14 protein-coding genes, 1 tRNA gene and 1 other RNA gene are annotated in these 14,262 nt (G+C 66.1%); 10 read left to right on the top strand and 6 right to left on the bottom strand.

Translation table 11 applies throughout. The features are described 5' to 3' along the window. Positions 1-6: 6 nt before the first annotated feature. Positions 7-924 carry an oxygenase MpaB family protein gene (locus tag NG701_RS09635; RefSeq protein ID WP_252566908.1) on the top strand — a complete coding sequence of 306 codons (918 nt, stop codon included), beginning with the start codon at positions 7-9 and terminating at the stop codon, positions 922-924. Between the two features lie 102 nt (positions 925-1,026). Here the strand turns inward: NG701_RS09635 and NG701_RS09630 are convergent. Next, positions 1,027-1,114: transfer RNA gene (locus NG701_RS09630), tRNA-Ser, on the bottom strand. Positions 1,115-1,426: 312 nt separating this feature from the next. On the opposite strand from NG701_RS09630, the gene NG701_RS09625 reads away from it, so the two are divergent. The 4 genes from NG701_RS09625 (at position 1,427) to recR (ending at position 6,105) form a co-directional block, all read left to right on the top strand. After that, on the top strand, positions 1,427-1,753 hold the full coding sequence (locus NG701_RS09625) for a YqfO family protein (protein WP_252566907.1): 327 nt from the start codon (positions 1,427-1,429) through the stop codon (positions 1,751-1,753). A gap of 205 nt (positions 1,754-1,958) precedes the next feature. Continuing rightward, an RNA gene (gene ffs, locus NG701_RS09620) (signal recognition particle sRNA small type) lies at positions 1,959-2,055 on the top strand. 66 nt (positions 2,056-2,121) lie between these two features. Next, positions 2,122-5,442, top strand: coding sequence for a DNA polymerase III subunit gamma and tau (locus NG701_RS09615; protein ID WP_252566905.1), 3,321 nt, complete (start codon positions 2,122-2,124; stop codon positions 5,440-5,442). Positions 5,443-5,505: 63 nt separating this feature from the next. Then, complete coding sequence (gene recR / locus NG701_RS09610) at positions 5,506-6,105, top strand: recombination mediator RecR (RefSeq protein WP_056348564.1); 600 nt, start codon at positions 5,506-5,508, stop codon at positions 6,103-6,105. A gap of 81 nt (positions 6,106-6,186) precedes the next feature. On the opposite strand, the gene NG701_RS09605 is transcribed toward recR, so the two are convergent. The 3 genes from NG701_RS09605 to NG701_RS09595 form a co-directional block, all read right to left on the bottom strand. Then, on the bottom strand, positions 6,187-7,260 hold the full coding sequence (locus NG701_RS09605; protein WP_252566903.1) for a hypothetical protein: 1,074 nt from the start codon (positions 7,258-7,260) through the stop codon (positions 6,187-6,189). 202 nt (positions 7,261-7,462) lie between these two features. Next, entirely contained in the window at positions 7,463-8,614 is a 1,152-nt protein-coding gene (locus NG701_RS09600) for an ABC transporter permease (protein WP_252566901.1), read from the bottom strand. Further along, a complete protein-coding gene (locus NG701_RS09595; RefSeq protein ID WP_252566899.1) occupies positions 8,611-9,582 on the bottom strand; it encodes an ABC transporter ATP-binding protein in 972 nt (323 codons plus the stop codon). The genes NG701_RS09600 and NG701_RS09595 overlap by 4 nt, the downstream gene beginning before the upstream one ends. A 215-nt stretch (positions 9,583-9,797) precedes the next feature. On the opposite strand from NG701_RS09595, the gene NG701_RS09590 reads away from it, so the two are divergent. Further along, the gene (locus tag NG701_RS09590; RefSeq protein WP_252566897.1) at positions 9,798-11,156 is read left to right on the top strand and encodes an aspartate kinase; all 1,359 of its coding nucleotides are present in this window, start codon (positions 9,798-9,800) and stop codon (positions 11,154-11,156) included. 90 nt (positions 11,157-11,246) lie between these two features. Here the strand turns inward: NG701_RS09590 and NG701_RS09585 are convergent, their stop codons facing one another. Then, positions 11,247-11,462, bottom strand: coding sequence for a hypothetical protein (locus tag NG701_RS09585; RefSeq protein ID WP_252566895.1), 216 nt, complete (start codon positions 11,460-11,462; stop codon positions 11,247-11,249). Between the two features lie 129 nt (positions 11,463-11,591). Next, positions 11,592-11,834, bottom strand: coding sequence for a hypothetical protein (locus NG701_RS09580; RefSeq protein ID WP_058930165.1), 243 nt, complete (start codon positions 11,832-11,834; stop codon positions 11,592-11,594). Positions 11,835-11,915: 81 nt separating this feature from the next. On the opposite strand from NG701_RS09580, the gene NG701_RS09575 reads away from it, so the two are divergent. Genes NG701_RS09575 through NG701_RS09560 form a run of 4 tightly spaced genes read left to right on the top strand, consistent with a single transcriptional unit; the run spans position 11,916 to position 14,262 of the window. Beyond that, a complete protein-coding gene (locus tag NG701_RS09575; RefSeq protein WP_252566893.1) occupies positions 11,916-12,398 on the top strand; it encodes a MarR family winged helix-turn-helix transcriptional regulator in 483 nt (160 codons plus the stop codon). Positions 12,399-12,438: 40 nt separating this feature from the next. After that, positions 12,439-13,002 carry an SSI family serine proteinase inhibitor gene (locus NG701_RS09570; protein WP_252566891.1) on the top strand — a complete coding sequence of 188 codons (564 nt, stop codon included), beginning with the start codon at positions 12,439-12,441 and terminating at the stop codon, positions 13,000-13,002. Continuing rightward, complete coding sequence (locus NG701_RS09565; protein WP_252566889.1) at positions 12,980-13,912, top strand: 3-methyladenine DNA glycosylase; 933 nt, start codon at positions 12,980-12,982, stop codon at positions 13,910-13,912. The genes NG701_RS09570 and NG701_RS09565 overlap by 23 nt, the downstream gene beginning before the upstream one ends. Beyond that, a complete protein-coding gene (locus NG701_RS09560) occupies positions 13,909-14,262 on the top strand; it encodes a serine protease inhibitor (RefSeq protein WP_252566887.1) in 354 nt (117 codons plus the stop codon). The genes NG701_RS09565 and NG701_RS09560 overlap by 4 nt, the downstream gene beginning before the upstream one ends.

Genomic DNA, 14,262 nt, shown 5'->3' with positions numbered 1-14,262 from the left:
GGTGACATGCGAAATTTCCTCAGGGAATGGCAGGGCGAAGTCAAACGGGTATTCACGGGCAACGCGGACGGCCCGCCCGCTTGGGTTCCGCGGCTGGCCGAGGGGGACGACGCCGGCTATCACCTGCCCGGCTCGGCCGTCTGGGCGGTGCACGGCTCCATGACCACCATTGTGGCCGGGGTCCGCGCGCTCCTGATGCAGGCCTTGCATCCGGGAGCGCTGGCGGGAATCCACGAGCACTCCGACTTCCGCGCAGATCCGCTCAGCCGGCTGGCCCGGACCATCCGCTGGATTTTCACCGTCACGTATGGCCCGCAGGCCGCCGCAGACGAGGCTTCCGCCCGGGTCCGTCGCCTGCACGAGCCTGTGCACGGGAGCTACGCTGACGGGCACGGCGGCGAACGGAGCTATGCGGCCAACGATCCGGAAATCGCCCGCTGGGTCCACATCGCGTTCGTGGACGCCTTCCTCTCGGCCCACAAAATCTGGGGTGCCGGGATCCCCGGCGGCCCCGACGCCTATGTCCGCGAGTGGGCCCAGGCCGGACGGCTGATGGGCGTGGAGGATCCGCCCCTGAGCGAGGCCGAAATGCGGGAGCAACTGGACCGCTGGTATAACAACGGTGAGCTGGTGGCGGACAGGAGGGTTGCCGAAACCGTTGAGTTCATCCGCAACCCGCCACTGCATCCGCTGCTGCGCCCCGGCTACCGGATCATCTTCGCCGGCGCTGTCTACAGCCTAGAGCCGAAGTACCGCCGGATGCTGGGGCTCCAGGTCCCCCGGCTGGGGCCGTTCCCGCTCCCCGTGAGACTGGCAACGAAGGTGACTCTCGGCGTCGTACATCTTGCCCTTGGACGCGGGCCTGGACCCAGCGAACAAGCGGCCCGGGAGCGCCTCCGCCGCCTGGGCTACGGTGGCAGCTGACCTGGCAGCTGGCCTGGGCGGCTGGGTTCCAGCCATGGGTCAACGCCTGGCTGGAGCACAGCAAAAACCCGGCCCTGACGAGGTCAGAACCGGGTTTTTGGCTGGCGGAGAATGGGGGATTTGAACCCCCGAGGGCGTTAACCCAACACGCGTTCCAGGCGTGCGCCATAGGCCGCTAGGCGAATTCTCCAGCTGCTTTCGAATCAAAAGCAGATACTAGACTACCTGAACTTTCCGGCATCGCCCAATTGGCCCGGCGGACTATTACCGCGGCCGCACAACCCGGACTCCATTTGGCTGGTTAACGTAAAAATGGACGCCCCCAATGCGCCCATTCCTCCGATACGCCGTTGAGCTGCCGGGTCCGGCCCTCCAGCCAGGCCCCGCAGCTCACAACCTTGAGATTGCCCCAATCGGTGTACATATCCATGATCGACCCTACCCGCCGGATAAGCAATGGAAATTGCTGCCGATAACCCTTCCTTCTTGGCAGGATGAGGCCATGACACAGCTGCACGCCCTGGTGGTTTATGTTCCGGACACACACACGGAGCCGCTGCTCGCGGCAATCGGGGACGCCGGCGCGGGCAGGATCGGGAACTATTCGCACTGCGCCTTCACCTCCCCCGGCACCGGGCGCTTCACTCCGTTGCCTGGTGCCGAGCCGTTCATCGGGGCCGTGGGTGCGGGCGAGCCCGTGCCGGAAACCCGGGTGGAATGCGTTGTGGAGGAAGAGATGCTCGACGCCGTTGTGCTGGCCCTCCGCGCGGCGCACCCTTACGAGGAGCCCGCCTTTATGACCTGGCCGGTGGATGGCTGGCGACGCTAGCTGGCGCCTGGGCCTTTGCGCCGGCTTTCGCGGTTGCGCCGGCTTTCGCGGCCGCGCCCCGCTTGAGCGGTGTGGGCCAGCACCGTTCAAGCGGGTCCGGGCAGCTCATCAGGGGATTCCCGGCCGCGAGAGGGCACCCGGCCGGGCCACGGCCGGCCGGCGCCCGGGCCGTCCGGACCTTCCCGAATCTTCGGGTAAACTTGTCTGCGGCCCCTCATGTGGCGTCATCCTGTTGAACTCCCCCAGGACCGGAAGGTAGCAAGGGTAAACGGGCTCTGGCGGGTGCATGGGGGGTCTTTACTATTCCCCCACAGGGCGACCGCCCGCGAGGGATCCTGATTGTCAGCCCGGATTGGTAGGGTTTTCCCGTGACTGTTACTACCACCGCCCTTTACCGCAGATACCGCCCGGACTCCTTCGCCGACGTTATCGGGCAGGAACACGTCACCGAGCCGCTGATGACGGCACTGCGCAAAAACCGTGTCAACCACGCCTACCTCTTCTCCGGCCCACGCGGTTGCGGAAAGACCACCTCCGCCCGCATCCTGGCCCGCTGCCTCAACTGCGCCCAAGGCCCCACGGATACGCCCTGCGGTACGTGCCCCAGCTGCATTGAACTGGCCCGCGGCGGCTCAGGCTCCCTGGACGTCATCGAGATCGACGCCGCCAGCCATGGCGGTGTGGACGACGCCCGCGACCTCCGCGAGCGCGCGACGTACGCTCCCGTTCGCGACCGCTACAAGATCTTCATCATCGATGAGGCCCACATGGTCACCTCTGCCGGGTTCAACGCCCTGCTGAAGATCGTTGAAGAGCCGCCGGAGCACATCAAGTTCATCTTCGCCACCACGGAGCCGGACAAGGTCATCGGCACCATCCGCTCCCGCACGCACCACTACCCTTTCCGGCTTGTCCCGCCGGAGCCGCTGATGGTGTACCTGGAGCTGCTCTGCACCCAGGAAAACGTCCCGGTGGCACCCGGCGTCCTGTCCCTGGTGGTCCGGGCCGGCGGCGGCTCCGTCCGCGATTCCCTGTCCGTGCTGGACCAGCTGATGGCCGGCGCCGGACCCAACGGCCTCGACTACGAACTTGCCGTAGCCCTCCTCGGCTACACCCACGCATCGTTGCTGGATGACGTGGTGGAAGCTGTGGCCGCCTCAGATGCCGCCACCGTTTTCCGGGCTGTGGACCGCGTGGTGCAGACCGGCCACGATCCCCGCCGCTTCGTCGAGGACCTGCTGGAACGCTTCCGCGACCTCATCATCGTCCAGGCCATGCCCGAAAGCGCCCAGGTCATCCTCCGCGGCATGCCGGCGGACCAGATCGCCCGGCTCCAGAACCAGGCGCACAACCTCGGGGCCTCCGAACTCTCGCGCGCCGCTGATGTCACCAACACGGCGCTGACCGAGATGACCGGCGCCACGTCTCCCCGCCTGCACCTCGAGCTGCTCTGTGCCCGCATCCTGCTCCCCAGTTCGGAACAGACCGAACGCGGTATCGCTGCCCGGATCGACCGCGTGGAGCGGCGCCTGAACTATGCCGGGAACGACGTCGGCGCTCCCGCTCCGGCGGACGCTGCGGTTTCGGCTGCACCCGCTGCGGTTGCTGCAGTGCCGGCAGCGGCAGCGCCGCTTGCTGCTGCACCCGTTGCCGTACCAGCAGCTTCCGTGCAACCAGTTTCTGCGCCAGCCGTTTCTGAGGCGCCCGCTGCGGCACGTCCGGTTGCTTCGGTTCCGGCCGCGGCACAGCAGGTGGCTGCTGCGCCGGTTGCTGCGCAGCAGCCTTCAGGGCCAGCCGCTGCCGGTCCTGGGTCGGGCCGGCCACAGGCCGGCGGAGCCGACGAGGCCAGACAGTCACTGACGCCGCCCAGGGTCAGCACCAACGACTGGCCTGTTGACGAGTCCACAGGCAGGCGGCCCGCTTCCACGCCGCAGCCAACCGGACAGCCCACCCGGGAGACCGGGGCAGACGCCCCCCGCGCAGTTTCCCCGGCCACCCCGCCGGCAAGCACCGACGCTGTCACGGCTCCTGCCACCGCTGCACCCGCTTCGGTTAGCCATGCCCCTGCCACTGCTGCACCGACCGGTGCGACAGGAACTGGCGCGGCAAGCACTGGGGCCGCCGGCACAGGCGACGTCGAAGTCCTGCGCCGCGCCTGGCCGGAAGTCCTCCAGACGCTCTCCAAGATCAAGCGCAGCACGTGGGCGCTGGTTGAGCCGAACGCCCAAGTGGGCGCCTTTGACGGCCAGGTCCTGACGCTAGCGTTCAGCACTACCGGGTTGGCTGGCGCCTTTGGCCGGGCCGACCACGCTGAGAACCTGCGGCAGGCGATCCACAAAACGGTGGGCATCGACTGCCAGATCACCGCAATCGCCAGTGGGGCCAACAGGGCAGCGAGCGCTGAGCCAAACCCAAAAGCACCCGCTAGTCCGGAAGCTCCGGCCAGTTCAGCCGATGTCGCATGGGGCCTGGCCCCTGCTGGCGCCGTTTCCACCCCTGTCGTCCATGCCACCGCGCCGGCACCTTCCCCTGCCCCCTCCCCCGCGACGCGTGCTCCTGAACCGGCCGCGCCTCCTGCCGCGGCTGCACCTGCACCGTCTGCAGGCGCAGTAGTTCCTGCAGAAACTGTCCAGCACGCCGGCGACGTCAGCGCGCCGGCAGCCACTGAGGCCGCCCAGGTATCAGCCGCCGAGGGTCAGCCGGGACCAGCTGAGCCGGATGCCATTGCCGGTTCATTTGCCTACTCCGATGACGACTGGGGTCCTCCGCGCGACGAAGATGCTCCGCCGCTGGACGAGGAACCCCCCATGGACTGGGATCCTTCGGCTGCGGCTGCGCCACGCCTGTCGCCTGCACAGCCAGAGCCTTCAGCGGCGGCACCCGCCAGGCGGCCCGCTCGGGGTACTTCAAAGGCTGCAGCAGCAAAAACCTCCCCAGCAGGCAGGTCCTCCGCTGCTGCATCGGCCGCTCCGTCCCAACCCGATGCGGCATTGGATCCGTGGGGCCGAGCCGTCGAGCAGGCGCCGGGCGTATGGGTGGTTGGCACGGAGCCGAATGTTGGCAAAAGCCTGAACACGTCCGTCCCGGAAGAGGCGACGGAGACCGCTCCCGCACCCAGCTACGAGCCCGCCACTGCCCAGGTCCCTCAAACTTCACCTGTCGTTGGCCAGTCCGATGCGGACGCCAGCTGGGGCTTGCCTCCAGTGGCCGCCGCCGCAATTACCGACGTCGCTGCGCAGCAACCAGCCGTGCAACATTCAGCTGCACCGCAAAGCCCCGCGCTGGAACCCGCCGAGCCTCGGAGCGCGGCGCCATCCGGCCAAGCACCGGCAGCCCCGGCGGCGGAAGTAGTGGTTCCCGAACCGGCTGAAGTCCGCGACTACGCCATGGCATCGACTGCTCCGGCTGCCGCCCCCCTGCAGCCGGCACCGGCAACTTCCGAGTCCGCTTCCGCCGCCCGGCAGAGTCTTTACCAGCGCCTGTCCAACAGCCCCGAGGCCGAAGCCGGGCGCGCCAAGGCTCCAGCCAGGGCTGCCGCCGCCACCTACGTGCAGGACATACCGAGCGCGGACGATGAAACCATCGAGGAATCCGGCGTCTTTGGACGCGCCGCCGTCGAGCGTATTCTGGGCGGAAAGCTGATCGAAGAGCGGTCCCCGGACGGAAGCCCCATCGTTTCAAGGTTCTAGGCACCTGCAGTACGTACTCCCGCAACGCCAATCACCATCCAAGCCAAACCAAAAGAGGAAAACGTGTACGAAGGTGCAGTCCAGGAGCTGATCGACGAGCTCGGACGGCTTCCCGGCGTCGGTCCCAAATCCGCCCAGCGGCTTGCCTTCCACATCCTCGAAGCGGACCCCCAGGACATGAAGCGACTCGTGGAAGCCATCACCATGGTGAAGGAACGCGTGAAGTTCTGCACGGTATGCGGCAACGTCACCGAACAGGAATTGTGCAACATCTGCCGCGATCCCCGCCGGGACCCGTCGGTCATTTGTGTGGTGGAGGAGTCCAAGGACGTCCTCGCCGTGGAGCGCACCCGGTCCTTCCGCGGCCGGTACCACGTGCTGGGCGGGGCCATCAACCCCATTGCCGGCGTAGGGCCCGAGCAACTGCGGATCCGGGAACTCCTGACACGGCTGAACGACGGCGCCATCCAGGAAGTCATTATCGCCACCGACCCCAACCTCGAAGGCGAAGCAACGGCCACGTACCTGGCCAGGATGCTGAAGACAATCGGCATCGTCGTGACCAGGCTGGCCTCCGGCCTGCCCGTGGGCGGCGACCTTGAGTACGCCGACGAGGTCACGCTCGGCCGTGCTTTCGAAGGCCGCCGCAACGCCCTGACCTGAGCCGACCTCATCTGACCGGGGGTAAGCAGACAGGCGCTCTGACCTGGCCTTGCCAGGGCTCAGGGGCTCAGGGTTCAGGGCTCAGGCGTCCGGGTTGAGCCGTCTTCGGGCAGCCCTGTGGCCGCTAGCCAACAGAATCCCTGCAACCCCGGACTGCGTGCCAACGCCAATGAGTGCCAGTGGCATCTCGGCGCCTGTCTTCTCCTGTTCCTGCCCCTCCACACAAGGAACCTGCGTGCCTTCCGCTGCGTTCTGCAGCTCCCCGGGCAGCCAGTCCAGGGCGTTCTCCTTGGGTTCGGCCTCACCGGCAAGCAGCGCCAGGATCACCATCGGGTTGCTCGTCGCCATCCAGAAGATCCGCTCGGTGTGGTAGACCTCGGCGATTCCACGGAACTCCGGCGAACACCGATAGGACGTAACCCTGCCCAACTCGTCCCGTTGAATATTGATGGCCACCAACACCGGCTCATAGGCCCGGACGCTGGGCAGGAGCGCTATCACCGCCACGACGTTGCCGACCAGAAGCAAAGCTGCGACGCCCCAGGCCAGAACCCTTCCTCTCTGACCCTCGAGCCAACGCGCAGCACCCGCGCCAATGCCGCCAAAGACCATGACTTCAAGGACCATCAGGACAAAGGACACCCCGGCAACTGCTGGCGAGGACTCCGACCAGAACGCGAGCAACAGCAGGAAAACGACCGAAACGGTGGCGAAGATCAATCCTTTGGCACTGCAGCGCACCCAGTCCAGCAGGGGTCCCTCCACACCACCCTCGGCGTGATCCGGCCCAGCGCCGCGCTGCGTGTCCCCCCACAGGATAGCGAGCACACAGCTCACCAGCACCAGCATTGCGGCCGCGAGGATGTATACCCAGGCGTGGGATTCCGGCGGCAGGTCACCGCCCGTGACCAGGGCGATCACCAACAGCGTGCCGGTGCCCCAACAGACACCGAGAATGGCGGCACTCCCCCACCAGAAGCGGGCAGACCGGACAGTCTGAAAGGCTGACGCAAGCGCACTACTGACGAGCAACCGAACCTGGCCGCCCGGGGAAGAGCTGTCCCCGGCGTCGTTTTCATCGTCGGGCTGGATTTTTCCGGTGCCGATGGGTTCGTAGACGGGTTCGTCAGCGGCCGGATCCACCTCGTCAGCCATGGTCCGCGTCCGCCACGTTCTGATCAGCCACGTGCCGCCTCCATCCCTATGGACAGGCCCAGCCCCCGACAGTCAGCTGCCAGTTCGGTCGGCCAATCCAATCGTGATCCGCTGAAGCGGGCCTGTCCAGTGCCCTGCAGTGCACTTCACTGCACCCCAGTGCCCTGCGGTCCAGTGCGAGGACTGTCCCGTGGAGCCAGCTTTAGGCGATGCGGGTTCCGCGTGCCAGCCTGTGCGCCGGGGTTCGCAGCGAGCGCCAACCCAACCACATCAGCAGTCCGGCAAGCAGCAGCTGCAGGCCGAGCCCCAGCGGCCACAAGGGAATGGACTGTGCCAGGTAGCGCAGCTTGGCCTCGCCGTTGGCGCAGGGGTACGTGCCCTCGGGACCGGCCATGGCGTAGCGTGCACCCTGGCTGATGGATTCGATGGCCCCCACCGGCGATGACATTCCGAAGCTGTTGTTGACGCGGACCGTGTAGGGGATGGCATCAGCCACCACCACGTACGGATTCATGGCCAGCATCCACGCCACCCTTTCGGTGCGAACGGCCGGCTGGGCGCGCAGCGGTCCGGAGCAGGTGTACTCCGGTTCCTGCGGCGCTGTTTCGTCGGGTACCGGCTGCAGCGGTTCGTAGTTGCGGTACTGCGCCTGGTTGGCCATGATGGTGCCCTGCGAGAGCCCGGTGCCCAGGCCGAAGGCAATCAGGGAACCGAATACCAGCCCGGCCACGGCAAGGTACGTGACCACAATCGAGAACAGCGGGCGTCCAGCCAGCGCGGAAATTCCGACGCCGATGGCACACACCACGCCCACTTCAACGGCCAGCATCAGCAGGGCCACGATGACATGGCCGGGCGTCATGCCGCCAAGGGCGACTCCGATAACCAGGAACGGCGTGCTGGCAACCAGGAAGGCCAGGGCGGCGGCCCAGGCGGCGAAGAATTTGCCCCACAGGATCTGGCCGGGACGGAGCAGGGTCACCTGCAGGATGGCGAGGGTCCCGCCGGCGCGGTCGCCATTAACGGCATTGGCAGACAGTGCGGGCGCCACCAGCAACGCGAAGAGCAGGACAAAGGCCAGGACCACTTCGAAGATCATGGACCCCGGTCCCTGGTCGGCCGGCAGAAAGTTGGAATAGGCGCGCTGGGCTTCGCGCTGGGCGTTCCAGCTGGCCCACGTCAGCCAGGTCACCAGGCCCGTCAGGATGAACCAGATGGCCAGCATGATGTACCAGCCGCGGGACCGGAGCCGCTGCTTCAGTTCCAGGACCACCACATCCCGGATCCCCGCAAGGTAGCCGGCACCAAAGCCGGAAGCCGGCGGGCGCTGCGTTGTATCTGTCAGCTGGCTCATCGCCGCTCCCCCTCGAGGTTCATGTAAGTCTCTTCCAGGGCACCCGAGGCGGGGGCAAAGGAGCTGACCCCGACGCCGGCCAGCACCAGGTCGCGCAGGAGGCGGGCGGCGTCGTCGTCGTTCAGCAACACGAGGCTGACAGCCGGCCGGCGGCCGTCCTCAACCCGGAACGCCAGGCCCAAGTCCGTGAGTTTGGCGGCGAGCGCGGCACCGTCGGTTGCCGAGATGGCGTAGCGCCTGCCGGAGGCGGCAGCCGCGTCCGTGGTCTGGTGCCGGACCGTCTTCCCTCGGTTGACGAACACCGCTGCGTCGGCAATTTCGTCCAGCTCGCTGAGCACGTGGGAGGAGACCACAATGGACTTCCCCTCAGCCGCAAGCTGCCGCAGCATCACGCGCAGCTCCACCCGCGATCCCGGGTCCAGGCCTGACGCCGGCTCATCGAGCAGCAGCACGGACGGATCGTGGATCAGTGCGCGGGCCAGGCTGAGGCGCTGCTGCTGCCCCCGGGACAGGACACGGGCCGGCTGGTCTGCAAGGTCGCTCAGGCGGACCCGATCCAGCATCTCGGTGACGCGCTGCGGGATTCCGACCTTGGGCAGCCGGTAGAAACGGGCTATCTGAGTGAGGATCTCACGGGCGGTCAGGGACTCCCACACACCCAGGGTGTCCGGCATCCAGCCAATCCTTTTGCGCACTTCCGCGCGGTGGTGCTGCGGATCCAGCCCATCCACTGTGACAGTGCCGGAATCCGGCGCCAACAGCGATGCCAGCATGAGCAACAGCGTGGTTTTGCCGGCCCCGTTGGGGCCGATCAGCGCGGTGACTTTTCCCGCCGGAGCATGGAAATCCATGTGCTCGACGGCGTGCACCTGCCCGAAGCTGCGGCTCACCGCGGTGGCGCTTATGCCGTCCTGGCGCGGGCTTTCCGGCTGGGCCGGAATGCCTGTTTTGTCCCAGTTTTCTGTCATTTCCCGAGCACCTGTCCCCCAAACCGTTCATGCAAACTGACTATATGAGCCTACGCCTGAGCCGACAGGCACAGTATCCGCCGGAAGGCTGAGATTTGGACACAATTCCACGTCCGGCCACAGGCGGCGATAAACTGGGCAGACACGTCACGCCGGCCAGCCGCAAGGCCGTGCCTGACCTCCAGAACTCCGATTGATCCAGTGAAGGTACGCGCATGAGTACGCCCACTTCCGAAGTGCACACAGCAACGCAGCCACAGGAGCTGCCCGAAGCCGCTGCCGTGACGAAACACCTGATCGTGCAGAAGTTCGGCGGCTCCTCCGTGTCGGATGCCGAGGGCGTCAAGCGGGTCGCCAAGCGCGTGGTCGACGCGCAGCGGGCCGGCAACGAAGTTGTGGTGGTCGTTTCGGCCATGGGCGACACCACCGACGAACTGCTGGACCTTGCCGCCCAGGTGACCGATTCTGCCCCGGCCCGCGAGATGGATATGCTCCTCTCCGCCGGTGAGCGCATCTCCATGGCACTGCTGGCCATGGCCATCAACAAGTTCGGCGCCTCAGCCCAGTCCTTCACCGGCTCCCAGGCCGGCATGATCACGGACGGCATCCACGGCAAGGCGCGCATTATCGACGTCGATCCGCACCGCATCCGCACCGCCTTAGACAAGGGGCACATCGCGATCGTTGCCGGGTTCCAGGGCATGAGCCGCAGCACCAACGAGATCACCACCCTGGGCCGCGGCGGCTCGGACACTACCGCCGTCGCCCTTGCAGCCGCGCTCGACGCCGACGTCTGCGAGATCTACACAGACGTTGACGGCATATATACCGCGGACCCCCGCGTGGTGCCGTCCGCCCAGAAAATCGACACCATCTCCAGCGAGGAAATGCTGGAACTCGCCGCGTCCGGTGCGAAGATCCTGCACCTGCGCTGCGTTGAATACGCGCGCCGGTTCGGTGTGCCGTTGCATGTCCGGTCCTCATTCAGCCAGAACGAAGGCACCTGGGTCATCCCCAGCGCCGAAGACAAGATCACCACTCAAGAGGGAGTTGCCTTGGAGCAGCCAATCATCTCCGGCGTTGCACACGACCGTTCCGAAGCCAAGGTCACCGTGGTGGGTGTTCCGGACATCCCCGGCAAGGCAGCCGCGATCTTCCAGGTCATTGCCGACGCCCACTCGAACATCGACATGATCGTGCAGAACGTTTCCACGCACGGCACGGGCCGGACGGACATTTCCTTCACGCTCCCCATCGTCGAAGGCGCGGAGGCCCTGGAAGCGCTCAAGGCCGCCCAGCCGGACATCGGCTTCGAGAACATCGAATACAACGAACAGATCGGCAAACTGTCCCTGATCGGGGCCGGGATGCGGTCACACCCGGGCGTCTCCGCGACGTTCTTCAAGGCCCTGTCCGACGCCGGGATCAACATCAACATGATCTCCACCTCGGAAATCCGGATCTCCGTGGTGACACACGCCGATCTCCTTGATGACGCCGTCCGGGCAATCCACAAGGCTTTCGACCTGGACAGCGAGGACGAGGCAACCGTCTACGGCGGCACCGGGCGCTAGCCCTCAGCCTGCTGCACAATCAAAAGGATGTTCTGGAGGCCGGTTCTGCCGGCCACCAGAACATTTTCTTTTTGGGCAAAAGCGGGCAACTCAGCCCTGCTTTTCCAATTCTTCGCGGCGCACGGCGTAGTGATGCCCTTCGGAATCGGTTTCCACTTCGAAGTGGGAAAGGTCCTCATCAGAGGCCTGCTCAAACTCATCATGCTTGTGGACCACGGGCGAATCCGTGTCCAGACGCGTTGCCGGCCCGAAGACAAAACGGAGCCTGTCAGTCGCATGCATAAAACCGGTGAGCGCATGTCCCATTGTTTCCACCCCCTTCCCGCGTTGCGGGCGAAAGAGCTGCTACCTCCTGTTGGAGTCAGTGCCCTTATTTTACGCCCGCGGCCCAAAAAAGGGTCTGGTGAGATTGTGCCTGATGGGGAGGCCGGGGGGTCACCGGAGGGACTGGTCGTCCGGGTTCCTGGGCACAACATAGGTGCTGCCGTCCGGGCGGGTGACCGTTTCCCATTGCTGGGTTTCCCGCTCGCGCTGGACCAGGAGCGCCCGGTTCTCTTCGGTCATGTCATGCACCAGGGAACTGCGATTGGCCGGGCCGAAAATCGCCCGGAGCTTGCCGGTTGCCCGCATGAACCGCTGGGATGCGTTGCCCTTGTCAGCTGACTTGCCTTTGCCCATGAAAGTGACCCCTTCGATAGAACCCAATTACTCACTCCAGTGTACGCTAACAATTAGTGCACTAACTATTGGAGGAATGTGATGACGGTACGGGCCGGCGCTGCGCGGCAGCAGGACGATGACCTCCTCTTGGAGCAACAGCTCTGCTTTGCACTCACCGTGGCATCCAGAAGCGTGGTGGGGTCCTACAAGCCCGTCCTCGAAAAGCTCGGACTCACCCACCCGCAGTATCTCGTGATGCTGTGCCTTTGGGAATCAGCACCCCGCACTCTGCGCAGCATCAGCGAAGCCCTGGCGCAGGCCCCGGCCACCATCTCACCGCTTCTTCGGCGGCTGGAGGAGGCCGGCTTTGTCACCCGCCAGCGGGTGGACGGAAACGAACGCACCCTTGCCGTGGGCCTGACCCCCGCCGGCGCCGCGCTGCGTCAGCAGGCCATTGCCGTCCCGGGCACCATGATGGAACGCCTGGGGCTGACCCGCGAGCAGGTGGGCGAGCTGCACAGATCCATGATGGGGCTCATCGCCGCCGCCGCTGGAACCAACGGGCAACCCGTCGGGGAGTAAACCCGGCAAGGCGTAAAATGGCAGCAACCTAGGAGGGTCCATGCGTTTGCGAACAGTACGGCCATTGCTAGCGGTCCTCGCCGTCGCCTTGCTCGCCGCGTGTACGGGCACGCCGGACGGGACCGGGACTTCATCCGCCAGCCCCACAGCCAGCTCCTCCGCCACCCCGGGCACCTCGGGGTCCCCCGCTCCGGACACCGAGACCACCGTCCCTGCGCCGTCCCCTTCCGCACCCCCGGCCCCGACGGCAGGCCCCGGCGCGGGCAACGCCGAACTTGCCATCATGGTCCAGCCCTCTTCCACCGAAGCGGCGGTGAACTACACGCTGGTCTGCCGCGACGGCCTCCCCACGGCTGAGAGCAAGCACCCCAGGCCGGAGGCTGCGTGCGCTGCCCTCAAGAACAACGCTGCGCTCCTCAGCCCGGCCCCCAAGAGCAAAGACGTGGCCTGCACCGAACAATACGGCGGCCCGCAGACCGCCACGGTCACCGGGATTGTGGACGATACTCCCGTGGATGCCGCGTTCGCGCGCACCAACGGCTGCGAAATCGGTGCCTGGAACGCAGCCCAGGACGTCCTGGGTGCCAGCGGTGGAGCAACGTAGCCTGCTGACGGCCGATGCCTGGCGTGCCCGCGAAGAAGCGCACGCCCAACGCGTCCGCCGTTACTCTGATCCCTACCTTGCCCGCCGCTCGGCAGGTCGGAAGCACCCGGTGGAGGACTTTCTTTTCACTTACTACACCCAGAAGCCTGGCCAGCTGCTGCGCTGGCACCCGGGAGCCGGCGTCGTACTGAGCGCTGAAGCGGCGTCCGCCCGCATGGGCTGGAAGCACTACAAAACGCTCGACGACGGCGAACTCGCCTCCCTAGGGCTGCCGCCAGGAACCACCGCTGTGACTTTTGACCGCGCCCGGTTCCTGGCCGACCGGCACGAGGCTGTGGCCTTCGCGGACATCATTCTTCGCGGCACCGCTGCCCGGCCCTCGCAGTTCGGCTGCTTCGGGCTGCACGAATGGGCCATGGTCTACCGCCAGGACAAATTCGACCTGCGCCATGAATACCTGCAGCTGAGGTTGGGGTCTGCCGGCACGGACAAAGTGGTGGAGGACAACCGGATCCGGTGCTCACACTTCGACGCCTTCCGCTTTTACACGCCCGACGCGATTGCACTGAACGAACTGGCGCCCAGCCGCGAAAACCAGCGGCACATGGAACAGCCGGGCTGCCTGCACGCAAACATGGATCTCTACAAGTGGGCGTACAAGCTGCTGCCCGCGCTTCCCAGCGAACTGGTCATGGATTGTTTCGAACTGTCCTGGCGGATCCGGGCCATGGACATGCAGGCCTCCCCCTACGACCTCGCGGAGTGGGGTTACCCGCCCATTCGGATCGAAACCACGGAAGGCAAAGCGGCGTACGTTGAGCATCAGCGCGCCTTCGCCGGTGAGGCCGCTGCACTCCGCGGGCGCCTGGCGCAGGCTTTGGCACCGCTTCGAACACAGGGGACGGCATGAAGGATCTGGAGCTGACCATCAGGGTCACGGAAGACCCCGACTCGCCCGAGTTCGAATTCCGGCTGATAGTCCGCGATGGCCACCCTGCTGACGGGTGCACGTTGCCTGACCCCGCAGGAGCGTTGTCAGCCATGGAACGCTTCGGTGAGAACATCTTCTTTCCCAAACCGGGCCCCCCGAAACTCTGCACGCAGCAATACGGCGGGCCGCAGGTGGCCGTTGTGACCGGCTCCATCAACGGCCGTCCCGTCAGTGTGACTTTCCGGCGAACTGATGGCTGCGAAATCTCCCGCTGGCGCGCCATGGCTCCCCTGCTCGGCGGGACAACGGGTTCCCGCGGCGAAACCTGA

The organism is Pseudarthrobacter cellobiosi, assembly GCF_023913815.1.
Taxonomy (GTDB): domain Bacteria; phylum Actinomycetota; class Actinomycetes; order Actinomycetales; family Micrococcaceae; genus Arthrobacter; species Arthrobacter cellobiosi.
Note: the sequence above shows the minus strand (reverse complement) of the source record. Positions and strands in the feature narration are given on the sequence as shown.